Origin of the sequence: Klebsiella sp. I138 (assembly GCF_051131765.1) — a bacterium.
Classification (GTDB): Bacteria; Pseudomonadota; Gammaproteobacteria; order Enterobacterales; family Enterobacteriaceae; genus Klebsiella.
Genome location: NZ_CP180447.1, coordinates 2,867,283 through 2,892,158, shown reverse-complemented (window position 1 = coordinate 2,892,158; position 24,876 = coordinate 2,867,283). Strand labels below are relative to the sequence as shown.

Sequence of the window (24,876 nt, the reverse complement as noted above, 5' to 3'; positions counted from 1 at the left end):
GGCAGCCATCACGTGCTATGCTGCGCGAGCTAAAGTCATCTACAGCGGAGCGTTGTTACACCATGATGGACAACCTACGCACGGCCGCCAATAGCGTCGTGCTCAAGATTATTTTCGGTATCATCATTGTCTCGTTCATATTGACCGGGGTGAGTGGTTACCTGATTGGCGGCAGTAACAATTATGCCGCGAAAGTTAACGACCAGGAAATTGGTCGCTCACAGTTTGAAAATGCCGTTGCCAGCGAACGTAACCGTATGCAGCAGCAGCTTGGCGATCAGTTTTCTGAACTGGCGGCCAACGAAAACTACATGAAAACCATGCGTCAGCAGGTGCTGAACCGTCTGATTGACGAGTCGCTGCTTGACCAGTATGCCCGCGAGCTCGGGCTGAGCGTCAGCGATGCTCAGGTCAAGCAGGCGATTTTCCAGACCCAGGCTTTCCAGACCAACGGCAAGTTCGATAACGAACGTTTTAGCGGTATCGTGAATCAAATGGGCATGACCACCGACCAGTACGCTCAGGCGCTGCGCAACCAGCTGACAACGCAGCAGCTGATCAATGCCATCGCGGGTACTGACTTCATGCTCTCCGGTGAGTCCGACCAACTGGCGGCGCTGGTATCCCAGCAGCGCATAGTGCGCGAAGCCACCATCGATGTGAACGCCCTGGCGGCGAAGCAGACGGTGACCGATGCGGAAGTCGAAGCTTACTACCAGCAGAACCAGGCCCGTTTCATGGCGCCGGAGCAGTTCCGCGTGAGCTACATCAAAATGGATGCGGCTGGCATGCAGGAGAACGCCTCTGACGAAGAAATTCAGTCATGGTATGACCAGCATCAGGATCAGTTCACGCAGCCGCAGCGTAACCGCTACAGCGTGATTCAGACGAAGACCGAAGCAGATGCTCAGGCCGTCCTGGATGAACTGAAGAAAGGGACCGATTTCGCCACGTTGGCGAAAGAAAAATCTACCGACATTATCTCTGCCCGCAACGGCGGCGATATGGGCTGGATGGAAGATGCTGCAACGGTACCGGAGCTGAAAAATGCCGGTCTGAAAGAAAAAGGCCAGCTTTCTGGCGTGATCAAATCGTCTGTCGGGTTCCTGGTGGTGCGTCTTGACGATGTTCAGCCGGCGAAAGTGAAACCTCTGACTGAAGTTCGTGATGATATCGCGTCGAAAGTGAAGCAGGAAAAAGCGCTGGATGCCTACTACGCGTTGCAGCAGAAAGTCAGCGACGCAGCCAGCAATGATAACGAATCTCTGGCAGGCGCTGCGCAGGCTGCAAATGTGAAAGTCACCGAAACCGGCTGGTTTGGGCGTGATAATCTGCCGGAAGAGCTGAACTTTAAACCGGTTTCCGATGCTATCTTCAACGGTGGCCTGGTGGGTGAGAACGGTACGCCGGGCAGCAACTCCGATATCATCACTGTTGATGGCGATCGCGCATTTGTTCTGCGCATCAGCGAGCACAAAGCGGAAGCGGTGAAACCGCTGGCAGACGTGAAAGCACAGGTTATCGATATCGTGAAACACACCAAAGCTGAACAGCAGGCGAAGCTGGATGCAGACAAACTGCTGGCAGCGCTTAAAGATGGCAAAGGTGACGAAGCGATGAAAGCGGCTGGTTTAAGCTTTGGTCCTGCGCAGACGTTGACACGTACCGGTCAGGATCCATTAAGCCAGGCGGCGTTTGCTCTGCCACTGCCGCAGGAAGGTAAACCTGGCTACGGTATCGGTAGTGACATCAAAGGTAACGTGGTTCTGCTGGCGCTGGATGGCGTTAAAGCAGGCGACATGCCGGAAGCGCAGAAAGCAGCCATGGTTCAAGGCATCACGCAGAACAATGCCCAGATCGCTTTCGAAGCGCTGATGAGCAACCTGCGTAAGTCTGCGAAAATTAAGCTTGGCGATGCTATCGACCAGCAGCAATAGTTTCGCGACGCTTCGCAAAAGTCAGTAACGTGATGTAATTCTCAAAGGCCGCTTTCGCGGCCTTTTCCATTTCTGCTTTTTGTCTTTTGTACTCCTTTTCTGCGCTCGCTATCGTGGCCTCGCTGTCTACACACAAGGAGAACACAGCATGAAAAGAGGTGTTAAAACGATGATTGCCGCAGCCCTGCTGCTTTGTGCGGCGGAAAGTCAGGCTGTATCAGCCAACGATAAAGCCCCGGTAACCTCAAAGGCAGGGGAGCAGCCTGTGCTGGTGAAGGTGCCTGACAAGCCAGACACGGCGGAGGGGAAAACCCGGGTCAGCATCAATAGCGCCAGTGCGGAAGAGTTGGTTCAGGCGATGAATGGCGTTGGTCTGAAGAAAGCGCAGGCCATTGTCAGCTATCGCGAAGAGTACGGGCCGTTTAAAACCGTCGACGATCTCAGGCAGGTACCGGGAATGGGGCACTCTCTGGTCGAACGAAATCTATCGCATCTGATGCTGTAATTTACTTTCCAGGCTTGCACAGCTGCAAATCTTTGCCAGACTAAAGAGGTCACGCAAGTGGTGTGACCTCTGACCTCAATATGACAATAAGACTAAGGCATTTGCGCTATGCAGACACAAATCAAAGTTCGCGGATATCACCTTGATGTTTATCAGCACGTTAACAATGCTCGCTACCTTGAGTTTCTTGAAGAGGCGCGCTGGGATGGCCTGGAGAACAGCGCCGCGTTCCAGTGGATGACCGCGCGCAACATCGCTTTTGTCGTGGTGAACATTAATATCAACTATCGCCGTCCGGCGGTGCTGGGGGATGTATTAACCGTCACCAGCCACTTGCAGCAGCTCAATGGCAAAAGCGGTACCCTAAACCAGACGGTCACCCTCAATCCTGAAGGTGAAGTCGTGGCGGATGCGGTGATTACCTTTGTCTGCATTGATTTAAAAACGCAGAAGGCACTGCCGCTTGAAGGTGAGCTGCGCGAGAAGCTGGAACAGATAGAGCAGTGCTAACTGACTATCTTTGCGGCGAATGTCCCGGAGGCGGTGCTGCGCACCCGTCCGGGCTACCGGACCGCAGACGGCGGTGAGCCTGTAGCCCGGTCAGCGTAGCGGCACCGGGAAATAAGCAGTTATTGGAGCCGGGTCTTCTGCTTCATCGCCGCCATAATACCTGGCCGATCGGCCAGGTACTGACTTAGCCCGTTGGCACGTAGATTACAGGCTGCGCACTGCCCGCAACCATCGCCTTTAATGCCGTTATAGCAGGTCAGGGTTTCACGGCGCACCAGGTCTAACTGGCTCCAGTAATCGGCTAAGGCCCATGTCTCGGCTTTGTTAAGCCACATCAGCGGCGTTTCGAAGCGAATATCTTTTGCCATGCCCAGGCTCACCGCGTGGTGAAGCGCTTTGACAAACTCATCGCGACAGTCAGGGTAGCCGGAGAAATCGGTTTCGCAGACGCCGGTAATAATGGCTTCCGCCTTAACCTGGTAGGCATAAATAGCCGTCAGGGTTAAAAACAGGATATTACGCCCCGGCACGAAAGTATTCGGGATACCGCTGGCCTCTGGCTCGTAGTCCGGGACCGGAATGTTATCGCGGGTCAGGCTGCTGACGGCAAGCTCGTTGAGCAGCGTCACGTCCAGCACCTTATGGGCAACTGCTCCTAGCTTCAGCGCGAGCTCACGAGCGACGTCAATTTCCGCGCGGTGGCGTTGGCCATAATCAAAAGTGACGCAGTGCACTTCATCATACTGTTGCAGAGCCTGCACCAGGCAGGTTGTTGAATCTTGTCCTCCGCTGAAGACAACTACGGCGCGTTTCATGGCAATTCCTGGCAATCAAAGTGAGAGCGATATGGTAGCGCCTGATGAGCGCGGCGACCAGCGCCATCACGGCGGCGATGGCGGTAGCCAGGCGCTGGTGAAATCAAACCAACCTCGGGCATTAAGCCGCAGGCCGTTGACCCCTGGCGGGGCGCTGATCCGATAATTGTAATTAAACAGCGGCGTCATGATGGCATCGTCCATCAGATTGTTGAAGACATTGCGCAATGCTTCATAGCGACTGCGTTCATCCGGCTGTGCCTGAACAGCATCCAGGGTTGCCTGCAGATGGGCATATTGTGCTCCGGTCAGTAAATTGGGCCACATCGTGTCGCAGCGAAGCCACTGCTCCAGCGTGTATTCCGGCGCTTCACCGATCAGCCTATCGCCCATGACTAAATCCGCTTGTACCAGCTCCTGGCAACCGTGCCAGTTTTTTGCATTGTGAAAAATTAGCTTCAGTTCGCAGCCGAGGTCGGCAAGTCGGAGGCGAAGCTGTTCTGCCATCGTATGCAGTTCGACAGGCAGGTGATACAACAGCGTAAGCCGTTTGGGTAGAGGGACATCCTGATTCTCCGGCCCCTGAGGAATTGTCCATCCGGGCAGCACCTCGTTGCTGGGGGTAATCAAATCTTCATCGAGTGGAAGTGTCTTCAGCAGCGAGGAGCGGTGAATAAGCGATATCAGACGCTGCGCCTGGTCTTTACTGAGTCGAGGGCTGTGGTGCAAAGTCAGGTAGCAAAAACCGAGGCTGATACTATTGCTGACCTGACGAAGATTGGTTAACTCGTCCGGGTCACCAATCGTAATTTGTACCGGGTGTCGACAGCTGGTACCCAGATTCTGTTCAAACAGCTGAGGCGTGATCCAGTACTCTACCGCCTGAATCAGCGGGTGGCTCAGATGATAGCGCGGGTGATTTTCCAGCCGTACCAGCTCAGGGCTGAACAGCTTCAGGCGGAACGGACCGCTGCCGATCGTCGGATCGTCGGGGTGCGCCAGCACGCTGCAGTAGCTGGCAAGGCGAAACGGCAGCCAGTAATCCGGACGATGCAGGATAATAGTCAGACACTGTGCGTGCGTGACATTAATTTGACTGATGCTGGTAAATAGCGTGCGTAGGGCAGGTAGCTTTAGCAGCATCAGGAGCCGCCGCTGGAGCTGCGGCGTTTCTATCGGATCGCCGTTATGCCAGAACAGCGTTGAGCGAATATAAAACTGCCAGCGCAGGCCGTCCGGTGAGACCTGCCAGTGATGGGCTAAATCGCCGACCGGAGAGGTACTCTGTGCATCGAAGCGCGTCAGCCCGGAAAAAATTTGCCCGGCAAGATGCTGCTCCGCGCGGCCAGGTAAAAAACCGGGCTGTAACGCCTCAAGTGGACGATAGTAGGGAATACGCAGAGTGGGCGTATTATTTTGCCACTGGCCGCCCAGAAAAGGCGACAGCAGCGCCTTCAGCTCCGCCGTTGCCAGCTGAGCCAGCTCCAGCGCGTTTTTCTGCTGCCCGTTGCTCAGCGCCAGTTCCATCATCTCATTACGTAAGGCTTCTGGCGTGGTGTGAAAAATCAGGGTGCCGCGCTTCCCGCGCCCGGAGCTGGCCTGCCAGCTTAACCAGCCGGCCTCCTGGGCCTGGCGTAACAGCGTTCGGATATGGCGCTCGCTGCAAAAGCAGCGTTCGGCCAGTTCACCAACGGTTACCTGCTGCGGCGCACCGGAGGAGGGGAGCCACAGGCGCTGGTACTGGTTTAGTCGATTCAGCAATCTCATCACACTTTATCCTTCAACCTGCCTCTGCGTTGGCTGCGGTTACCCGACCCGTCCCGGCGCTGCGCCCCTTCATGACAGCGCAAGCGGTCGATTATAAACCCGGAACAATAAAATTTATCTATTCACTATTACTTCCGTATATCTCAGGCAATACTGGAACTCAAGTAAAACTCATCGCGCTTTTGGGAGCGGAACATGGCAAGACTCGCTGCATTTGATATGGACGGTACGCTGCTGCTGCCGGACCATCGTCTGGGAACGTCAACGCTCTCAACGCTGAAGCGCCTGCGCGATCGTGACATTACCCTGACCTTTGCCACGGGGCGCCACGCGCTGGAAATGCGCCATGTTATCGGTGAATTCTCACTGGATGCCTATTTAATTACCGGCAACGGTACGCGGATTCATGCGCTGGACGGAGAAGAGCTGCATCGTAGCGATCTCGATCCTGGCGTAGCGGAAGCGGTGCTCCACCGTCGCTGGGACACAGCGGCCAGCATGCACGTCTTTAATGACGGGGGCTGGTATACCGGCCAGGAGATGCCTGATCTGCTGAAAGCGCATATTTTCAGCGGCTTCCAGTACCAGATATTCGATCCAAAACGAATGCCGGTGGATAACGTCACCAAGGTTTGCTTCTGCGGCGATCACGCAGATCTCCTGCGGCTTAATGTTCAGCTCGCTGAGGCGCTTGGGGATCGCGCGCACATTTGCTTCTCCGCGTTTGAATGTCTGGAAGTATTGCCGAATGGCTGTAATAAAGGTGCTGCGTTGGGGGTACTTAGCCAGCATCTTGGCCTGACCATGCAGGATTGTATGGCGTTTGGCGACGCCATGAATGACCGCGAGATGCTCGGCAGCGTCGGTCGCGGGGTCATTATGGGCAACGCCATGCCGCAGCTCAAAGCTGAACTGCCGCATTTACCGGTTATCGGAGACTGCCGTCATGAGGCGGTCTCTCACTTTTTAACACATTGGCTGGATAATCCCGATCTTCCTTATTCCCCCGAATAAACAGACCCTTCCAGCAAGCCAGGCGCCACTGCGTCTGGCTTTTTTTATTGCGTATTTATCAGCGCCGCGATTTTTGCCTGCCACGGCGTGATGTCCCCGATCTGGTTTGCTACCCACTGCGGGTTGTAATAGCTTTCCAGATAGCGTTCGCCGCTATCGCACAGCAGGGTGACGATTGAGCCGGTTCGACCCTCAGCGCGCATACGCACGGCAAGCTCAAGCACGCCCCACATGTTAGTACCGGTAGAGGCGCCGACTTTACGCCCCAGCAGCGTTTCCAGCCACAGAGCGGTGGCGACGCTGGCTGCGTCCGGTACCCGCAGCATTTCATCGACAACATCAGGGATAAATGACGGCTCGACGCGCGGGCGGCCAATACCTTCAATTTTACTTCCGACCGCGCTGCGCAGGCCGGCATCACGACTCTGCCAGTAATCGAGGAAGACCGAGTTTTGCGGATCAACGACCAGCAGCTGAGTATCATATCCCTGACAGCGGATATAGCGGCCAATGGTGGCCGATGTCCCACCGGTTCCCGCGCTCATCACAATGTAAGAGGGCTGCGGATGCGGCTCATGGGTCATCTGCCGGAAAATGCTGTCGGCAATATTGTTATTGCCGCGCCAGTCCGTTGCCCGTTCGGCGAAAGTGAACTGATCCATATAATGGCCGTTCAGTTCGCGAGCCAGTCTCTCGGATGCAGCATAGATTTCACACGCGCTCTCGACGAAGTGGCAACGTCCGCCATAAAACTCAATCTGCTCAATTTTGCGTTTTGCCGTGCAGGAAGGCATGACGGCGATAAACGGCAGGCCTAGCAGACGGGCAAAGTAGGCTTCCGAAACCGCCGTCGAGCCGGAAGAGGCTTCGATAATCGTCGTCCCTTCTTTAATCCAGCCATTACACAGGCCGTAGAGGAACAGAGAACGCGCCAGGCGGTGCTTCAGGCTGCCGGTAGGATGGGTGCTCTCATCCTTCAGGTAGATCTGAATACCCGGAAATCCGGGTAGCGCCAGGCGAATAAGATGCGTATCGGCAGATCGCTGATAATCGGCGTTGATTTCACTGATTGCGTGTTTTACCCAGGCGCTATTCATCGTCATTTCCTGTTTGTCATTTTGTGCCCAGCTTAGCGGAAGTGTGAGGAAAAATTGTTGCTATTTAGCCTTTCAATTACAATAAAAGGAGCAAAATTTTCTCCAGAGGTGCCCTGTGTTAGATAAAATTGACCGTAAGCTGCTTTCTTTGCTGCAAACTGACTGCACCCTCTCTTTGCAGGCGCTGGCTGATGCCGTTAATCTGACCACCACGCCCTGCTGGAAACGGCTGAAGCGGCTTGAGGATGACGGCATCCTGCTCGGGCGCGTGGCGCTGCTGGATGCGGAGAAACTCGGCCTCGGTTTGACGGCGTTTGTGCTGATTAAGACCCAGCATCACAGCAGCGACTGGTACTGTCGCTTTGTCAGCGAGGTCACGCAAATGGCGGAAGTCCTCGGCTTCTGGCGTATGGCGGGAGAGTATGATTACCTGCTACGGGTGCAGGTAGCGGATATGAAACGCTACGATGATTTTTATAAACGGTTGGTGAACAGCGTTCCGGGGCTGTCTGATGTCACTTCGAGTTTCGCGATGGAACAGATAAAATACACCACTGCCTTACCTATTGATTAACGGCGCTTGCCGCGACGATTTATACACTCAGGATTTAACTGCTTGCGATTATTTGCTCAACTTAGCTGGTACTTCCGCCGGGAGTGGCGCCGTTATCTCGGTGCCATTATCTTGCTGGCCATTATCGCCGTTTTACAGCTGATCCCGCCGAAGGTGGTGGGGATCGTGGTCGACGGCGTTACCCGACAACATTACACCGCAGAGAAGGTGTGGATGTGGATCGGCACGTTAGTCCTGATCGCGGTGATGGTCTATCTGCTGCGCTATGTCTGGCGCGTGCTGCTTTTTGGCGCCTCTTATCAGCTGGCCGTAGAGCTCCGGGAGGACTTTTATCGTCAGCTCAGCCGCCAGCATCCGGCCTTCTATCTGCGCCACCGCACCGGTGACCTGATCGCGCGCGCAACCAACGATGTTGATCGGGTGGTCTTTGCCGCGGGGGAAGGGGTGCTGACGCTGGTGGACTCTATGGTGATGGGCTGTGCGGTTCTGATCGTGATGTCAACGCAAATCAGCTGGCAGCTCACGCTACTGGCGCTGCTGCCAATGCCGGTAATGGCGCTGGTGATTAAGCGTAACGGCGATGCGCTTCATGAACGTTTCCGCGTCGCGCAGGCGGCGTTCTCCAGCCTGAACGATCGCACTCAGGAAAGCCTGACCAGCATCCGCATGATTAAGGCTTTTGGTCTTGAAGACCGGCAGTCGGCGCAGTTTGCTGCTGATGCCGCGGATACCGGAAGGAAAAACATGCGCGTGGCGCGCATTGATGCGCGCTTCGACCCAACGATTTATATCGCGATTGGCACGGCCAACCTGCTGGCCATCGGCGGAGGAAGCTGGATGGTGCTGCAGGGCAGCATGACCCTTGGCCAACTGACCAGCTTCGTGATGTATCTCGGTTTGATGATTTGGCCAATGCTGGCCCTGGCATGGATGTTTAACATCGTGGAGCGCGGCAGTGCGGCTTATAGTCGGATCCGCACAATGCTTGATGAGGCGCCGGCCGTCGATGATGGCAGCGAAATTGCCCCGGAAGGGCGCGGTGCGCTTAGCGTCGCCATCCGTGAATTTATCTATCCACAGGCGAATAAAGCCTCGCTGGAGAAGGTGAACTTTGTGCTCCAGCCCGGGCAAATGCTGGGCATTTGCGGGCCTACAGGTTCAGGGAAAAGTACCATTCTGGCGCTGATTCAACGCCACTTTGACGTCACGCAGGGAGATATTCGCTTCCATGATATCCCGCTGACGCGGCTGCAACTCGACAGCTGGCGCGCCCGGCTGGCGGTAGTGAACCAGACGCCGTTCCTGTTTTCTGACACCGTCGCCAACAACATCGCGCTCGGCAGGCCCGATGCGACGCCAGAGCAAATTGAACATGTGGCGCGGCTTGCCAGCGTACATGACGATATTCTGCGTCTGCCTCAGGGATATGAAACGGAAGTGGGCGAGCGCGGCGTGATGTTGTCCGGCGGGCAAAAACAGCGTATTTCCATTGCCCGTGCGCTGCTGCTGGAGGCGGAGATTTTGATTCTTGACGATGCGCTGTCGGCGGTGGATGGCCGGACGGAGCATCAAATATTACATAACCTGCGGCAGTGGGGAGAGGGGCGAACGGTCATAATCAGCGCTCACCGCCTGTCGGCATTAACCGAAGCCAGTGAAATTCTGGTGATGCAGCATGGTCATGTCGCCCAGCGCGGTCGTCACGACGGGCTGGCGGCACAGCCCGGCTGGTATCGCGATATGTATCGCTATCAACAGCTGGAAGCGGCGCTGGACGATGCGCCGCAGGAAAACGAGGAGGCCGCCGATGCGTAGTTTTTCCGAGCTCTGGCCCACCTTAAAACGCCTGCTGGCCTACGGTTCTCCGTGGCGTAAGCCGCTGATTATTGCCGTGGTGATGATGTGGATCGCCGCCGCTGCTGAAGTCAGCGGCCCGCTGCTGATCAGCTATTTTATCGATAATATGGTGGCGAAGAACTCAGTGCCGCTGAAGCTGGTCTGCGGTCTTGCCGTGGCCTATCTTGGCCTACAGATCCTCGCGGCAACCCTGCACTATAACCAGTCGTTGCTGTTTAACCGTGCCGCCGTTGGCGTGGTGCAGCAGCTGCGTAGCGATGTGATGGATGCGGCGCTGCGCCAGCCGCTCAGCGAGTTCGATACCCAGCCGGTCGGGCAGCTGATTTCCCGCGTGACTAACGACACGGAAGTGATCCGCGATCTGTATGTCACGGTGGTCGCGACGGTGCTGCGCAGTGCGGCGCTGATTGGCGCCATGCTGGTGGCGATGTTCAGCCTTGACTGGCGTATGGCGCTGGTGGCGCTGACTATCTTCCCGGCGGTGCTGATTGTCATGATGATTTATCAGCGCTACAGCACGCCAATTGTGCGCCGGGTACGCGCCTGGCTGGCGGATATCAATGACGGCTTTAATGAAGTGATTAATGGCATGGGCGTTATCCAGCAGTTCCGCCAACAGGCGCGGTTCGGCGAGCGGATGCGTGAAGCCAGCTACGCTCACTATCTGGCGCGTATGCAAACCCTGCGCCTCGATGGTTTCCTGTTGCGTCCGCTGCTGAGCCTGTTCTCAACGCTGGTGCTTTGCGGGCTTTTAATGCTGTTTGGGTTCAGTCCGGCAGGGACAATTGAAGTCGGGGTACTGTACGCCTTTATCAGCTATCTGGGGCGTCTGAATGAGCCGCTGATTGAGCTGACGACCCAGCAGTCGATGCTCCAGCAGGCGGTTGTCGCCGGCGAGCGAGTCTTCGAGCTGATGGATCGTCCGCGTCAGGCGTGGGGGCAGGATAATGCGCCATTGCGCAGTGGCCGGGTGTCGATTGAAGATCTCTCTTTTGCGTACCGTGGCGATCGTCTGGTGCTGCAGGACATTAACCTGGATATCCCGTCCCGTGGTTTTGTCGCGCTGGTCGGTCATACCGGCAGCGGTAAAAGCACGCTTGCCAGCCTGATGATGGGCTACTACCCGCTGACCCGGGGGGAGATCCGTCTTGACGGGCGTCCGCTCGCGTCGTTGAGCCACAGCGCGTTGCGTCAGGGCGTCGCCATGGTGCAGCAGGATCCGGTTGTGCTGGCGGATACCTTCTATGCCAACGTTACCCTTGGTCGCGATATCAGCGAGGCACAGGTCTGGGAGGCGCTGGAATCCGTGCAGCTGGCGGAACTGGCGCGCGGGCTGAGTGAGGGGATTTACACCCCGCTGGGCGAACAGGGGAATAATCTCTCCGTAGGGCAGAAGCAGCTGCTGGCGCTGGCGCGGGTGCTGGTGGATACCCCGCAGATACTGATTCTCGATGAGGCGACGGCGAATATTGATTCCGGCACTGAACAGGCGATTCAGCAAGCGCTGGCAAAAGTTCGTCAGCACACCACGCTGGTGGTGATTGCGCATCGCCTGTCGACGATCGTTGAGGCTGATACTATCCTGGTGCTTCACCGCGGGCAGGCCGTCGAGCGCGGCAACCATCAGCAGCTGCTGGCAGCAAAAGGGCGCTACTGGCAAATGTATCAGCTACAGCTGGCCGGTGAGGAGCTGGCCGCCAGTGCCCAGGAAGAGTCGCTTATTGCCTGATGCACTATAAGCAGGCAGCTGTGCTGGCGCGGTTTAGCGTGGTGCAAAAATGCAACGCCGTACGCACTGAAATGGTGCAATTTTGTTCTCTGCCGCTGTTTTTCCGCCATCTTCATGCTCCGTTCTTGCATTTTTTTCGTTAAAAGGGCCGCTATGCGGTCCTTTTTCATTTCTGGCATAGCCCTTGCTTTATTCCCTGTGTGTTAGCTGCTGCCATTACGAATTCTGAGCGGAGGGGACTTATGAAGCTGGTTACCGTGGTAATCAAACCATTCAAACTGGAAGATGTGCGTGAAGCGTTATCTTCCATCGGCATTCAGGGCCTGACGGTCACTGAGGTAAAAGGGTTTGGCCGTCAGAAAGGTCACGCCGAGCTGTACCGTGGTGCCGAATACAGCGTCAATTTTCTGCCAAAGGTGAAAATTGATGTCGCGATTGCCGACGATCAGCTTGATGAGGTCGTTGATGTCATTAGTAAAGCGGCCTACACCGGAAAAATTGGCGATGGCAAAATTTTCGTCGCCGAGTTGCAACGCGTTATTCGCATCCGCACCGGCGAAGCCGACGAAGCGGCACTGTAACGTCCAGACCACACAGTGATGGGGATCGAGAAAATGAAAATAGCAACAATGAAAACGGGTCTGGGTGCGCTGGCACTGCTTCCGGGGCTGGCGATGGCCGCACCGGCGGTGGCAGATAAAGCCGACAACGCCTTTATGATGATTTGCACCGCGCTGGTGCTGTTTATGACCATTCCAGGCATCGCGCTGTTCTACGGTGGTCTGATTCGCGGTAAAAACGTGCTGTCTATGCTGACCCAGGTCATCGTCACCTTCGCTCTGGTATGCGTACTGTGGGTGGTTTACGGCTACACGCTGGCGTTTGGTACCGGCGGCAGCTTCTTCGGTAACTTCGACTGGGTATTACTGAAAAAGATTGAGCTGAAAGCCCTGATGGGGACCTTCTATCAGTACATTCATGTTGCTTTCCAGGGCTCCTTCGCCTGTATCACCGTTGGCCTGATTGTGGGCGCACTGGCTGAGCGTATTCGCTTCTCTGCGGTGTTGATTTTCGTGGTGGTGTGGATGACGTTGTCCTATGTGCCGATTGCGCATATGGTGTGGGGCGGTGGCCTGCTGGCGACGCACGGCGCACTGGATTTTGCCGGCGGCACCGTAGTACACATCAACGCCGCGGTTGCCGGACTGGTGGGTGCTTATATGATGGGCAAACGCGTAGGCTTTGGCAAAGAAGCGTTCAAACCGCACAACCTGCCGATGGTCTTTACCGGCACGGCAATCCTCTATGTAGGCTGGTTCGGCTTTAACGCCGGCTCAGCGAGCGCGGCGAACGAAATTGCGGCCCTGGCTTTCGTCAACACCGTTGTGGCAACCGCTGCTGCAATCCTGGCATGGACCTTCGGTGAATGGGCGACCCGCGGTAAACCGTCTCTGTTAGGTGCCTGTTCTGGGGCGATTGCCGGTCTGGTCGGTATCACGCCAGCGTGTGGTTACATCGGCGTAGGCGGTTCACTGATTGTGGGTATCGCGGCCGGTCTGGCAGGTCTGTGGGGCGTTACGGTTCTGAAACGCTGGTTGCGTGTTGATGACCCGTGCGACGTTTTCGGTGTACACGGCGTGTGCGGTATCGTGGGCTGTATTCTGACCGGTATCTTTGCCGCAACTTCTCTGGGCGGCGTGGGTTACGCAGAAGGCGTCACCATGGGCCATCAGCTGCTGGTGCAGCTGGAAAGTATCGCCATCACTATCGTCTGGTCCGGGATCGTCGCCTATATCGGCTATAAAGTGGCGGATATGACCGTGGGTCTGCGCGTACCTGAAGAGCAGGAACGCGAAGGTCTGGACGTCAACAGCCACGGCGAAAACGCCTACAACGCCTGAATCCTTGTGTTATCTCCAGTAGCAGCAAAGCCTCCCGCGGGAGGCTTTTTTTATGCTATTGCGCCTTATGCATTCCGGTTGCGCATCACCCCTTCCTGTACCGTTGAAGCCACCAGAATACCGTCCTGAGTATAAAACTCGCCGCGCACAAAACCCCGGGCGCTGGATGCGGAGGTGCTCTCAACGCTGTACAGCAGCCACTCGTTAATGTTGAACGGGCGATGGAACCACATCGAGTGATCGATAGTGGCAACCTGCATTCCAGGTTCCAGGAAACCGACGCCGTGCGGCTGCAGTGCGACCGGCAGGAAGTTAAAGTCCGAGGCGTAGCTCAGCAGATATTGATGGATGCGGATGTCTTGCGGGACGGCTCCGTTTGCGCGCATCCATACCTGGCGCGTTGGTTCTGCCGCATGGCCTTTTAACGGGTTATGAAATTCAACCGGACGAATTTCCAGCGGCTTGTCGCTGAGGAACTTATCTTTGACCTGCGGCGGCAACAGGTGAGCCAGCTTGCGGGCAATATCGGTTTCTGAAGGCAGCGAGTCCGGCGCCGGGGCCGCAGGCATCGACTTTTGATGTTCGTAGCCCGGCTCCGGAGCCTGGAAAGAGGCGGTCATATAGAAAATCGGTTTGCCGTTTTGAATCGCGGCAACCCGGCGGGCGCTGAAGCTATTGCCATCACGCAGCACTTCGACGTCATAAATAATGGGCTTTTGGCTATCGCCAGGGCGCAGGAAGTAGCTGTGGAATGAGTGGATCAGGCGCTCGGCAGGCACGGTTTCTTTGGCTGCGTACAGCGCCTGACCGACGACCTGGCCGCCAAAAACCTGACGCAACCCCAGATCTTCGCTCTGCCCGCGGAATAACCCTTCTTCAATTTTTTCCAGATTCAACAATGCCAGCAGATTGGTTAGTGCCTGACTCATATATACCCTCAATCAATGATAACTGCTTAGCGCAGCGCGTATTGAGGCCAAGTATAACCTGGAATCGCAAGTGGTCCGATGGGTGTAATAATCTGAATAAAGGCTCATTTGCAGGAAGAGAACTGAGATCTATGCCACACTTATGCACGATACTGATGTTCCTGCTTATCAATCGGTAGGACATGCTCCTGTGTATAAAGGGATGAAAAGGAGAACATAATGAAATTTGCCTATATGTTAAGTGCTTTAGCCGTTGCAACCGCATTGACCGCCTGCGCGAATAATCACGGCACAACGACTGCCAATAACGCGGCTGCCCCCGATCCGTATGGCATCGCATCACTGACGTCCTCGCAGCAACAGCCTAATGTTTCCGGGACTATTTCCATCCGGCAGAAAGTCGCCCTACCGCCGGATGCGGTACTGACCTTGACCTTGTCAGATGCGTCGTTGGCCGATGCACCGTCGCGTGTGCTGGCGCAGAAAACCGTTCGTACCGAAGGGAAACAGCCGCCGTATAACTTTGTCCTGCCGTACAACCAGGCGGATATTAAGCCGAACGCGCGTATTTTGCTGAGTTCGGCCATTACGGTTAACGGCCAGCTGATGTTTATCACCGATACCGTACAGACGGTGGTGAATAACGGTGGCAATCGCGCCGACCTGATTCTGGTGCCGGTACAGCATACGGCCGTTCCGGTTGCCAGCAGCAGCGAACCAGCCGCACAGTAAGCGGCCAGGTGGTTGCACAGTTAACCCTGCATGCCCCTTCATGGGGCATTTTTTTATCTTTAGTAAATCCAGCGATAGTGTTGCAGATCGATATGGCCGCTACCGGATACCGGTACCCCTTCTGCCAGCAGCGCCTGGCGCTGGCGTTGTAAATCCGGGCCGGTCAGGGAAATGTCGCCGTGGCGGTTGACTACCCGGTGCCAGGGTAGCGTAGAGCCTTCAGGCAGGCGTCTGAGCACGCCGCCTACCTGACGCGCTGCGCGGGGGGAGCCCGCCAGTCTTGCGATATCACCATAGGTGGCAACGTAGCCTTCCGGAATTGAGGCCACAATTTGCCAGACTCGTCGGGGGAATGTGTCGTGAGAATCCATCGTGCGTCCTGTTACCGGGAAAGGCTCAGGATAAGCGCTGGCCGAGTGCCTGTACAGCGCAGGGCTATACCGGTTTCACGATGGTGAATTCGAGCGAGAGGCCGAGAATCTGCATCCCGTGGATATTGTCATGTGGGCTGATAGCCACCAGACTTTCAAAAAACTTCAGGCGCCGGGACTGGGCGTTGATAATCAGTTTTGCCCGCAGGGAAGGAAGCTGCTGTGAGGAGATCGGGTAGATGATACGACCGCTGACTTCAATCGGCAGCTTGCGTAAATCAATGCGCTGAAGGACGCCGACCGTGGAATAGAGCAGGGCAACCGGGGTGATAGCCAGCAGGGTACCGGAGCTGACGCTGACGAAATCGAGCATTAGCTCCGGGCGCAGGAAATTCAAACCTTTAAATGAGAGGGTTACGCCGTCTATCTCTGGCATTGCGAGGGTTGTGGTTAAACGCGGTGATTCACTCATTCCATTACCATTGATGTAAGATATTGATTAAAAAGAGTACGCTGGCATGAGATGAAGTATGGATGGCGACCAGGAAATGTGCTGAGATAACGCTCGCAATCCCTTGATTTAGTCCAGAAGGATTGTATCGAAACTTATCATTGTGTAGCGGGCTGCGCTTTCCTGTCGCCCGCGCGTAGTCAAAAACTAAGGGGCCGCAGGGGCTGGCGGCTGGTGTCGACGCCGTTTTACACGCATTCGCCACGGCTTTGCACAATAAACCAGCATCTGACCGGGGTGAGCTTGCAATTCACTGGTGCAGTAGGGATAATGCGCCTGCGCGTTGGATAACGACGCTCTCAATGGGGGCTCTGTTGGTTCTCCCGCAACGCTACTCTGTTTACCAGGTCAGATCCGGAAGGAAGCAGCCAGAGCAGACGACGTGTGTGCCGGGATGTAGCTGGCAGGGCCCCCACCCAATTCTGGGGATCCCTGTTTCTTCTTTTATTTCAAACCTTCCAGTATTCAGAAAAAAATCGCCTTTTGTTGATGCCTAATGCTCCGTTGCGCCCGACTGCTCTGGCCTGAAACGTGGCAGCTGGATGAATAGCTGCTCTTCTCTGCATGACGACTGCTGTCGGTATTTTCTCTAAAAACCCCTCTTTTTTATGCTTTATAAATATATGTCATAATTCTGAAATAATAATGAAATATTTTTGTCATTTTCATGTCACAAATAACAGGCAGATTATCTATGGGCATTTATTGCCTGGTAGCCAGCTGAAAATATATGTCTGGATCAGTTTGTTAACTTCGTGTATTAATTATGATAAATTTATTGCACGGGAAGCGTGACGATGACCACAGTAGTGTTAAACGTAAAGATTGATGCAGAGTTAAAAGAAAAGCTGCGTCACTACGCGGAAGTAAATAACGAAAATCTGGGTACTGCAACGGAGAAACTGCTGCTGCTGGCTTTTGGAATAGCAGATTCGGCAGATGAGGCGGGGGTTTCGGAAGAGGATGTTGATAGTCAGCATACCGAAGAGGAAGCTTCTCCACTAACCCCTAAAGAAATCAAAGCGTTAAGAAAAATTCTTAAGAAGAAAAAATGAAACAACAATTCTCTACAGCCAGCAACTATAGCGAAGCCTGCGACATGTTACGTTCAGGGTATGTTAAGCATGTTCGCCTCAACTGGAATATCGGTAGTGATGAGTTTTTTCGCATTGCCTCCGACTGGTGTGATACCGGCGCAAAAATAAAAAAAGATGAAGATGGTTTTATTATCTCTTTAAAAAGTTTTCCTATTCCACGCCAGCATTAATGAAATTAATTCATTGATGTCATCGGGCTGACATATAGCAATGACATCATTACAGCGCAATTTATAAAAAACATCTCATATGCGTCATGGATGATGATTTTTGACGGGCTGAATCCAGCCCGTCGATATTTTATTATATTATCTTACGCATTCGCGTATTTTCATTCTGTTGCGCAAGACCTGCCCAGATCGGTTGTAAGGTCGTAAACGCGCTGCGTAACTCTTCGTCCGCCAGGGTGAAAGGCAAGCGCAAATAGCGATCGAAGGCGCCGGCCAGGCCGAAGCGCGTTCCGGTTCCAATATGAATCCCCTGACTTTCCGCTCGCGCCGAGAAGAGCGTCGCCAGCATTCCCGGCAATTCAACCCAAAAAGAGAGCCCGCCCTCTGGTGATGTAAAGCGCCAGTGAGGAAAGTATTCCGTCATGAGTGCGCCGCACATATCGCGGCGCGCGGCCAACATCTCCCTGCGTGCCGGAAGCAAAGCCTTCTCATTTTCCAGTAACCAGCTACAGGCCAGTTGCTCCAGAAGCGGAGTGCCCAGGTCGAGTGAATCCCGCGCCTGAACTAACGAGGCAATAGTACGTGAGGAGGCGCGGATCCAGCCGATACGCAATCCCCCCCAGAAACTCTTCCCGGCAGAGCCAATGGTGATAACTGGTGCATCGGCGTTGAAGGTCGCCAGCGGCGGCGGCGGCGGGGCGTTGTACCATAAATCCACCATCGTCTCATCAACCACCAGCGTCGTACGCGTTTGCGCCGCAATATCGGCCACCCGCTGACGAGTGGCGCTATCCATACAGCGGCCGGTAGGATTGTGAAAATCGGGCATCAGCCACGCCAGCCGCGGTGCAGTTTGCGCAATAGTTGCCGCCAGCCCGTCGCAGTCCCAGCCCTGTTGCGGCAGGGCAACGCCGACCGGCCGGCAGGAGGCGCCCTGAATTGCGCTGATAGCCATGGGATAGGTCGGGGCATCAACCACCACGCGATCGCCTGGCCCGGTCAACAGGCGTAATACCAGCGCAAACGCGCTCAGGGCTCCGTTGACGATCATCACTTCATCGCTGCGGGTCGTCAGACCTCGCTCACTGTAACGGCGAGCTATCGCTTCCCGCAGAATCCGCAGTCCGTGCTGATCGTAACCGGTACTGGAGAGATGCTGCGGCATCATTGTCAGCGCTTGCTGATAGGCCTGGTGAATTTCAGGCCCGGCGTTCAGGGCAGCGGTAGCCAGATTGACCGATGATGGACTGAAGGCCACTTCCGTCGCTGTGTCCGGCCGTTCCGGCAGTGCGATACGAGAGCCGCTGCCCTGGCGGCTATAAAGATAACCCTCTTCACGCAGCTGGCCGAGCGCGCTGGCAATAGTGGTGCGGCTGACGTTCAAAGCCGTGGCCAGTTCACGCTCGCCGGGGAGGCGCGTTTCCAGCGTCAGGCGACCATCAAGAATCAGCAGACGCAGGGCCTCTGCCAGCTGGCGCCACAGCGGCGTTCGCGAAGAAGACTCTTGCCAGTGACCCAGCAGACGTACCAGGGATTGTGTACCAAAGCGACGAGCAACCATAGCGATCCACTTTTCATAAACTGGTCATTAATTATCAATCCATTTTTGCTGATGATGGAGAGGTCCGCAATCCTCCTGAGGTAAAAAATGTTACGTCGATTAGTGCAGCTTTATATTGGTCTCGTTTTGTACGGCGTATCGACCGCGTTATTTGTGCATGCCAATTTGGGCGCCGATCCGTGGGATGTTTTTCATCTGGGCATCGGTAAGCTGTTTGACCTCGATTTTGGCACGGTGATGATTCTGACCGGTGCCGCAGTACTGCTGCTGTGGATCCCCCTACGTCAGATGCCGGGGCTGGGGACGGTCAGTAATGTGATTGTCCTGGGGCTGGCGGCAAATGCGACCCTGGCCGTCCTGCCGCCGCTGGAGTCGCTGGTGGTGCGCAGCCTGATGCTGATCGGCGCCATTGTGCTCAATGCGCTGGCGACGGGGATGTATATTGGCGCCGGGTTTGGCCCGGGACCACGTGATGGACTGATGACCGGTTTGCATGCCCGTACGGGGTGGTCTTTGCGAGGGATCCGTACCGCTATCGAAGTCTCAGTCCTGGTGGTTGGCTGGGCGCTGGGCGGGACGTTTGGTGTCGGAACCGTGCTGTATGCGCTAACTATCGGGCCGCTCATTCAGCTGTGCTTGCCCTGGTTTCGCCAGCCGACGGCACGTAAAACGCTTACCGCTTCGGATGAGGTTGCCTCCCGATGTGATCCCCTCATCCGGGATGAGGGCTAAACTTAGCCATACAGATGCGGCCGGATTTGCCGGTCGCACTGCTCACTTCGGAGATGATGCTCATGAAGTATGTTGATGGTTTTGTCGTTGCCGTGCCCGCGAAAAATAAGGAGGCCTATCGCGAACTGGCAGCAAAGGCCGCACCGCTGTTTAAAGAATTTGGTGCGTTACGCGTGGTGGAGTGCTGGGCGGACGATGTGCCGGACGGTAAGCTCACCGATTTTCGCATGGCGGTGAAAGCGGAGAGCGAGGAAGAGGTCGTATTCAGCTGGATCGAATATCCGTCAAAAGAGGTACGCGACGCAGCGAATGCCAGCATGATGGCCGACCCGCGGATGAAGGCGTTAGGCGAGAGCATGCCGTTTGATGGTAAAAGGATGATTTTCGGCGGCTTCGCGCCGCTGTTAGATGAGTAATTCATCCTCGCCGTCCCCGCTGCCGGTGGGGATGGCAGTTATCGATTCTGGCTCAATGCCCTTTAAGATTATTTTCCGCCCACAGAATAAACTTTTCCTTTGGTAATGCCGGGCTGTACAGCCAGCCCTGGGCGTAAAGCACATCGTGGTGGCATAACCAGTCACGCTGCTCTGATGTTTCAACCCCTTCGGCAATGGTCGCCAGATGAAGTGCTTTTGCCATTTTGATGATGTGCGGCGTCAGCGGCTTATATTCGAGGGTATCGACGAAGGATTTGTCAATTTTCAGGGTATCGACATCGAGTTTTTGCAGGTAGCTCAGGCTGGAATAGCCGGTACCAAAATCATCGATTGAGATGCTGTGCCCCAGTTGACGATAGCGGGCGATCACCGGCAGAGTCGTGTCGGGATCGACAAAGCCGCGTTCCGTCAGCTCAAGCGCAATTTGCGCCGGCGCGATGTTCCACTGGCGAAGCTGTTCTGCCAGCAGGGCTGGCAGGGTCGGCGAGCGGAGATCGTCAACGGACAAATTAATCGAGATGTGGAGTTCCGGACGAGTGTGTAACCAGGGGCCGAGGTCGGCAAAAATTTTCCGCACGATATCTTCAGTTAAATGGGTAATCAGCCCGGTTTCTTCGGCAAGCGGAATAAATATTTCCGGCGATAAAAAGCTGCCGTCAGGCTGCTGCCAGCGGGCTAACGCTTCGGCGCCGACGATTTTGCCATCCTTGAGTGAAACAATAGGCTGGTAATGGACCCGAATCGCGTCTGAGTGCAGCGCATCCAGCATGCCATAGCGCGGTGAGCGCAAGGTTCGCAGCAGCCGCAGCAGCAAAAATGAGGCCAGCAGGCTGATAAACAGACCGAGAGGGAGCCACAGCATCAGCTGATGGCGAAATTTTTCCTGCAGCGGCAGCGTGGATGACCAGGTGGCAATAGCCAGCCCCAGTTCGGGGATCCGGTGAAGGCGATAAACGGTATTGTCTAAGGTGAGCGTCTGGCTGTCCAGCTTCCAGATTCGCTCCCAGACTATCGGATCGAGGGGCTCGCTACTGGTTATAATCTGCTTGAATTTAATGCCGAACAGAATCGCATGAATATTTTCCTGCCCGAGCGGAATAATATCGATAAATGAGGCCGGGTCGATCATCACGATGTGATGCTTGCTACCTAGCGCCGTCATCTTGTGCTTCAGCCCGATGTCGTTAACCGAGGTAAGCCAGGCGCGATAGCCGTCGGCGGTGATGTGGTCGGGTTCAGGGAAGGTGACGGGCGTACTGTGATCTTCGAGAGAAGAGCACTGCGGAACCGAATCCTTTACCCACAGGACTTCCTGTACATAACGATGGGTATAAGCGATACGGCGCATCGCGAGCAGGTGCTGTGGACTGCAGGTTATCGCGCTTTGGGCATCGGCCTCCTGTAGCGCCTCTCTTGCCTGGCTCGCCACCTGTTGAATTCGGGCCACGACCCGCGAAGAGTAGTTATCCAGTTCGGTATAAAACAGCATTTTTGCCTGGTTTGTCGCCAGCCAGATGCTTAACGCTATTGGTACAATTACGGCAAGTATCAATACCCCGGTAACCAGACTCACCAGATGCCGGGTCGTCATGCGCATATCCTTATGTTATTGGGGGTTTGATGAGTATATCCGATAGCGGAGAAAGGTCGCAGATGAGCGGTAATTTTTATTGGATTTAAAAAATGCCCGAATCAGGCATGACGCTGATATCGGGCTAACAGTGGATGATCCGCAGCGTTCGAGGCAAAGAACGGTGCGGATTAAAACGAGGGCTGGAGCAGGAATGCCAATAGCAGGCGCTATCAGCATCCAGATTCAGTTTAAAGCGCAATCATGACAGCCAGATGTTTTTTTAATGGGCATCCGGCGCGGTAATATCGGCGCTGATGCGCAGATCGTTTTCATCAAAGACCATGCAGAAGTGGTCGTCGAAGGCGACGTCGATTTTTTGCCACGGGCGGAAATGGACATCGCCGGGCAGCAGGATTTTGACGTTATCATGGCCATAGCACTGGCCGAACAGATAGGTGTTGTTCCCCAGACGCTCAACCACTTCACACTGAAACTCTACCACCGTACCGCTGCGAACATCGGTCGACAGGTGTTCCGGGCGAATCCCCAGCGTTACCGCATCTCCTGATTGCAAAGGCGACGTGGTGATATTCAGCGTCAGGCTGTGGTGCTGCGCCATCTGCACGGTGAGCTGCCCCGGCTGCCAGGCGGTGACCGTAGCGGGCAGGAAATTCATTTTTGGCGAGCCGATAAAGCCGGCGACAAACCGGTTGACCGGGTTGTAGTACAGCGACATTGGTGAGCCCATCTGCTCGACCTTGCCGTAGTTCATCACCACAATTTTATCGGCCAGGGTCATGGCTTCTACCTGATCGTGGGTGACATACACCATGGTCGTTTTCAGCTCATGGTGCAGCTTGGCAATATGCAGACGCATCTCGACGCGCAGTTCCGCATCCAGGTTAGAGAGTGGCTCATCAAACATAAACACCCGCGGGTTGCGCACGATGGCGCGGCCGATGGCGACGCGCTGACGCTGGCCGCCGGAGAGCTGTTTAGGTTTTCGATCCAGCAGTTGGGTCAGCTGTAGGGTTTTGGCCACCATTTCAACCTGACGACGAATTTCGTCTTTCGGCACCTTATTGACCTTCAGGCCATAGCCCATATTTTCCGCCACCGTCATGTGCGGGTAGAGCGCATAGGACTGGAAGACCATGGCCACACCGCGGTGGGCAGGTACCACGTCATTCATCACCTCATCACCGATTAGCACCTCGCCATCGCTGACCTCCTCAAGCCCGGCAATCATGCGCAGCAGGGTTGATTTCCCACAGCCGGATGGCCCGACAAAGACCGCAAATTCACCGTCTTCAATATCAAGATTGACCTGATGCAGCGTCACGGTAGTGCCAAACCGTTTGGTGACATTCCTCAGTCGTATATTGGACATCAACATTCCCCGGAGTTAGTAGTCGTTATTTGCCGTTGGGATTAGGGTTGCAGCGGTTTTTTGTATTACGTGTAACAACCTGGCTGAACAATGCTCAACAGCACTGAAATCATGCTATGACTATAACTTCCAGTATTTTTGCGCCCTACCTCGAAGTTTCATTTCTGCAATCATGATCACACAACTGGTAGCTTCATGTAGTTTTATACGCATTCAAAGCGTAGCGTATAACAAATCATGAAAATCTGGTTTTAACGTTGTAAGTCGCCATTTATCAGCTGATTTAAGGTCAGGGATAAATGAAATCATCAAATAAAAACCAATAAATTGTTATACCTTCACATGAGGTTGATAATGAAAAAGAACACTCTTGCTGCACTTATCCTCACTACACTGGCTGCCGGACAGCTTGTCAGCCTGCAGGCTCACGCCGCCGGTCAGCTGAATGTCTGGGAAGACATCAAAAAATCCGAGGGCATCAAAGCTGCGATCGGGGATTTTGAAAAACAGTACGACGTAAAGGTCAACGTGCAGGAGATGCCTTATGCACAGCAGCTGGAAAAGCTGCGCCTTGATGGCCCTGCCGGTATTGGCCCGGATGTTCTGGTGATCCCGAACGACCAGCTCGGCGGTGCGGTGGTGCAGGGGCTGCTGTCGCCGTTGACCCTGGATCAGGCTAAGCAGGAGGTCTTTACCCCGGCGTCGATCAATGCCTTCCGGATGGATAACGTATTGTATGGCGTCCCGAAAGCCGTGGAAACCCTGGTACTGATTTACAACAAAGACCTGATCGCTAAGCCGCTGGATAGCCTGCAGGCGTGGTTTGACTATTCGAAAGCGCAGCGGGCGCAGAACAAATATGGCCTGCTGGCGAAGTTCGATCAGATTTATTACAGCTGGGGCGCCATTGGCCCGATGGGCGGCTATATCTTCGGTAAAAATGACAAGGGCGGTTTCAACCCGCAGGACGTTGGTCTGAATAAACCAGGCGCAGTTGAAGCCGTCACCTTCCTGAAAAAATTCTATAGCGACAAGGTCTTCCCGGCAGGGATCCTCGGTGATAACGGGCTGAATGCCATCGATTCGTTGTTCACTGAGAAGAAGGCGGCGGCGGTAATCAACGGTCCGTGGGCTTTTCAGCCGTACGAAGCGGCAGGGATTAACTACGGCGTGGCGCCACTGCCGATGCTGCCAGACGGCAAACCGATGAGCTCGTTCCTTGGCGTCAAAGGCTACGTGGTATCGACCTGGAGCAAAGACAAAGCGCTGGCGCAGCAGTTTATTGAGTTCATCAACCAGCCTCAGTACGTGAAAGCGCGCTATGTGGCAACCGGCGAAATCCCGGCGCTGAAGGCGATGATTGACGATCCGCTGATCAAGAATGACGAGAAAGCCAGTGCGGTAGCGGTGCAATCCGCTCGCGCCACGGCGATGCCGGGTATTCCGGAAATGGGGGAAGTGTGGGGGCCGGCGAATGCGGCACTGGAGCTGAGCCTGACCGGGAAGCAGACACCGCAGGCAGCGCTCGATAACGCCGAGAAACAGATCAAGATGCAGATCGAGGCTATGCAGGCCAGCAACCAGTAATCGCGATGTCCGTCATTTTAAGGTGACAGGCGCGTTGGCCGCTGACCTGTCACCCGGATTATCAGGGCATAGATGTAAAG

General features: G+C 55.1%; 24 protein-coding genes and 1 other RNA gene. 16 read left to right on the top strand and 9 right to left on the bottom strand.

Going from position 1 to position 24,876, the window contains the following annotated elements; genetic code table 11:
• Nucleotides 1–62: 62 nt before the first annotated feature.
• The 3 genes from ppiD to ACMYSK_RS13485 all read left to right on the top strand — a co-directional run bounded on the left by ppiD (nucleotide 63) and on the right by ACMYSK_RS13485 (nucleotide 2,952).
• Nucleotides 63–1,937 (top strand): peptidylprolyl isomerase, encoded by a 1,875-nt coding sequence (gene ppiD / locus ACMYSK_RS13495; protein WP_434636019.1) that lies wholly within the window; start codon nucleotides 63–65, stop codon nucleotides 1,935–1,937.
• A 148-nt stretch (nucleotides 1,938–2,085) separates the two neighbouring features.
• Nucleotides 2,086–2,442, top strand: coding sequence for a helix-hairpin-helix domain-containing protein (locus ACMYSK_RS13490; protein WP_434636018.1), 357 nt, complete (start codon nucleotides 2,086–2,088; stop codon nucleotides 2,440–2,442).
• 108 nt (nucleotides 2,443–2,550) lie between these two features.
• The gene (locus tag ACMYSK_RS13485; RefSeq protein ID WP_434636016.1) at nucleotides 2,551–2,952 is read left to right on the top strand and encodes a YbgC/FadM family acyl-CoA thioesterase; all 402 of its coding nucleotides are present in this window, start codon (nucleotides 2,551–2,553) and stop codon (nucleotides 2,950–2,952) included.
• Nucleotides 2,953–3,071: 119 nt separating this feature from the next.
• On the opposite strand, the gene queC is transcribed toward ACMYSK_RS13485, so the two are convergent.
• Nucleotides 3,072–3,767, bottom strand: a complete 696-nt coding sequence (gene queC, locus ACMYSK_RS13480; RefSeq protein ID WP_434636015.1) for a 7-cyano-7-deazaguanine synthase QueC — start codon at nucleotides 3,765–3,767, stop codon at nucleotides 3,072–3,074.
• Between the two features lie 66 nt (nucleotides 3,768–3,833).
• Nucleotides 3,834–5,534 (bottom strand): SgrR family transcriptional regulator, encoded by a 1,701-nt coding sequence (locus tag ACMYSK_RS13475; protein WP_434644097.1) that lies wholly within the window; start codon nucleotides 5,532–5,534, stop codon nucleotides 3,834–3,836.
• A gap of 195 nt (nucleotides 5,535–5,729) precedes the next feature.
• Between ACMYSK_RS13475 and cof the strand changes: the two genes are divergently transcribed.
• Nucleotides 5,730–6,548, top strand: a complete 819-nt coding sequence (gene cof / locus ACMYSK_RS13470) for an HMP-PP phosphatase (RefSeq protein WP_434636013.1) — start codon at nucleotides 5,730–5,732, stop codon at nucleotides 6,546–6,548.
• Nucleotides 6,549–6,592: 44 nt separating this feature from the next.
• On the opposite strand, the gene ACMYSK_RS13465 is transcribed toward cof, so the two are convergent.
• Entirely contained in the window at nucleotides 6,593–7,645 is a 1,053-nt protein-coding gene (locus ACMYSK_RS13465) for a PLP-dependent cysteine synthase family protein (RefSeq protein WP_434636012.1), read from the bottom strand.
• 115 nt (nucleotides 7,646–7,760) lie between these two features.
• Between ACMYSK_RS13465 and ACMYSK_RS13460 the strand changes: the two genes are divergently transcribed.
• From ACMYSK_RS13460 to amtB, 5 genes are all read left to right on the top strand, one after another.
• Nucleotides 7,761–8,219 (top strand): Lrp/AsnC family transcriptional regulator, encoded by a 459-nt coding sequence (locus ACMYSK_RS13460; protein WP_434636011.1) that lies wholly within the window; start codon nucleotides 7,761–7,763, stop codon nucleotides 8,217–8,219.
• A 42-nt stretch (nucleotides 8,220–8,261) separates the two neighbouring features.
• Complete coding sequence (locus tag ACMYSK_RS13455; protein ID WP_434636010.1) at nucleotides 8,262–10,034, top strand: SmdA family multidrug ABC transporter permease/ATP-binding protein; 1,773 nt, start codon at nucleotides 8,262–8,264, stop codon at nucleotides 10,032–10,034.
• Entirely contained in the window at nucleotides 10,027–11,805 is a 1,779-nt protein-coding gene (locus tag ACMYSK_RS13450; protein WP_434636009.1) for a SmdB family multidrug efflux ABC transporter permease/ATP-binding protein, read from the top strand. Before ACMYSK_RS13455 ends, ACMYSK_RS13450 begins: the two co-directional genes overlap by 8 nt.
• 242 nt (nucleotides 11,806–12,047) lie before the next feature.
• Nucleotides 12,048–12,386, top strand: a complete 339-nt coding sequence (gene glnK, locus ACMYSK_RS13445) for a P-II family nitrogen regulator (RefSeq protein WP_004858743.1) — start codon at nucleotides 12,048–12,050, stop codon at nucleotides 12,384–12,386.
• Between the two features lie 33 nt (nucleotides 12,387–12,419).
• Nucleotides 12,420–13,706 (top strand): ammonium transporter AmtB, encoded by a 1,287-nt coding sequence (gene amtB / locus ACMYSK_RS13440; RefSeq protein ID WP_434636008.1) that lies wholly within the window; start codon nucleotides 12,420–12,422, stop codon nucleotides 13,704–13,706.
• Between the two features lie 65 nt (nucleotides 13,707–13,771).
• On the opposite strand, the gene tesB is transcribed toward amtB, so the two are convergent.
• Entirely contained in the window at nucleotides 13,772–14,635 is an 864-nt protein-coding gene (gene tesB, locus ACMYSK_RS13435; protein ID WP_434636007.1) for an acyl-CoA thioesterase II, read from the bottom strand.
• A 219-nt stretch (nucleotides 14,636–14,854) separates the two neighbouring features.
• Here tesB and ACMYSK_RS13430 point away from each other — a divergent pair, with 219 nt between their 5' ends.
• Nucleotides 14,855–15,367 carry a YbaY family lipoprotein gene (locus ACMYSK_RS13430; RefSeq protein WP_434636006.1) on the top strand — a complete coding sequence of 171 codons (513 nt, stop codon included), beginning with the start codon at nucleotides 14,855–14,857 and terminating at the stop codon, nucleotides 15,365–15,367.
• A gap of 59 nt (nucleotides 15,368–15,426) precedes the next feature.
• Here ACMYSK_RS13430 and ACMYSK_RS13425 read toward each other — a convergent pair whose 3' ends face one another.
• Together ACMYSK_RS13425 and ACMYSK_RS13420 are read right to left on the bottom strand one after the other, a co-directional pair.
• Nucleotides 15,427–15,738 carry an MGMT family protein gene (locus tag ACMYSK_RS13425; protein ID WP_434636005.1) on the bottom strand — a complete coding sequence of 104 codons (312 nt, stop codon included), beginning with the start codon at nucleotides 15,736–15,738 and terminating at the stop codon, nucleotides 15,427–15,429.
• Between the two features lie 64 nt (nucleotides 15,739–15,802).
• The gene (locus ACMYSK_RS13420; protein WP_434636004.1) at nucleotides 15,803–16,210 is read right to left on the bottom strand and encodes a dTDP-glucose pyrophosphorylase; all 408 of its coding nucleotides are present in this window, start codon (nucleotides 16,208–16,210) and stop codon (nucleotides 15,803–15,805) included.
• A 351-nt stretch (nucleotides 16,211–16,561) separates the two neighbouring features.
• Between ACMYSK_RS13420 and ffs the strand changes: the two genes are divergently transcribed.
• From ffs to ACMYSK_RS13405, 3 genes are all read left to right on the top strand, one after another.
• Nucleotides 16,562–16,658, top strand: an RNA gene (gene ffs, locus ACMYSK_RS13415) — signal recognition particle sRNA small type.
• 388 nt (nucleotides 16,659–17,046) lie between these two features.
• A complete protein-coding gene (locus tag ACMYSK_RS13410) occupies nucleotides 17,047–17,304 on the top strand; it encodes a hypothetical protein (protein WP_434636003.1) in 258 nt (85 codons plus the stop codon).
• Complete coding sequence (locus ACMYSK_RS13405) at nucleotides 17,301–17,516, top strand: hypothetical protein (RefSeq protein WP_434636002.1); 216 nt, start codon at nucleotides 17,301–17,303, stop codon at nucleotides 17,514–17,516. The genes ACMYSK_RS13410 and ACMYSK_RS13405 overlap by 4 nt, the downstream gene beginning before the upstream one ends.
• A 133-nt stretch (nucleotides 17,517–17,649) precedes the next feature.
• Here the strand turns inward: ACMYSK_RS13405 and ACMYSK_RS13400 are convergent, their stop codons facing one another.
• Complete coding sequence (locus ACMYSK_RS13400; RefSeq protein WP_434636001.1) at nucleotides 17,650–19,077, bottom strand: PLP-dependent aminotransferase family protein; 1,428 nt, start codon at nucleotides 19,075–19,077, stop codon at nucleotides 17,650–17,652.
• Nucleotides 19,078–19,164: 87 nt separating this feature from the next.
• On the opposite strand from ACMYSK_RS13400, the gene ACMYSK_RS13395 reads away from it, so the two are divergent.
• Both ACMYSK_RS13395 and ACMYSK_RS13390 read left to right on the top strand, forming a co-directional pair.
• Entirely contained in the window at nucleotides 19,165–19,809 is a 645-nt protein-coding gene (locus tag ACMYSK_RS13395; protein WP_434636000.1) for a YczE/YyaS/YitT family protein, read from the top strand.
• Between the two features lie 62 nt (nucleotides 19,810–19,871).
• Nucleotides 19,872–20,225 carry a DUF1428 domain-containing protein gene (locus tag ACMYSK_RS13390; protein ID WP_434635999.1) on the top strand — a complete coding sequence of 118 codons (354 nt, stop codon included), beginning with the start codon at nucleotides 19,872–19,874 and terminating at the stop codon, nucleotides 20,223–20,225.
• Nucleotides 20,226–20,277: 52 nt separating this feature from the next.
• Here the strand turns inward: ACMYSK_RS13390 and ACMYSK_RS13385 are convergent, their stop codons facing one another.
• Complete coding sequence (locus ACMYSK_RS13385) at nucleotides 20,278–21,837, bottom strand: EAL domain-containing protein (RefSeq protein ID WP_434635998.1); 1,560 nt, start codon at nucleotides 21,835–21,837, stop codon at nucleotides 20,278–20,280.
• 262 nt (nucleotides 21,838–22,099) lie between these two features.
• The gene (locus ACMYSK_RS13380) at nucleotides 22,100–23,209 is read right to left on the bottom strand and encodes an ABC transporter ATP-binding protein (RefSeq protein ID WP_434635997.1); all 1,110 of its coding nucleotides are present in this window, start codon (nucleotides 23,207–23,209) and stop codon (nucleotides 22,100–22,102) included.
• Nucleotides 23,210–23,563: 354 nt separating this feature from the next.
• On the opposite strand from ACMYSK_RS13380, the gene ACMYSK_RS13375 reads away from it, so the two are divergent.
• Entirely contained in the window at nucleotides 23,564–24,796 is a 1,233-nt protein-coding gene (locus ACMYSK_RS13375) for a maltodextrin ABC transporter substrate-binding protein (RefSeq protein ID WP_434635996.1), read from the top strand.
• Nucleotides 24,797–24,876 lie beyond the last annotated feature (80 nt).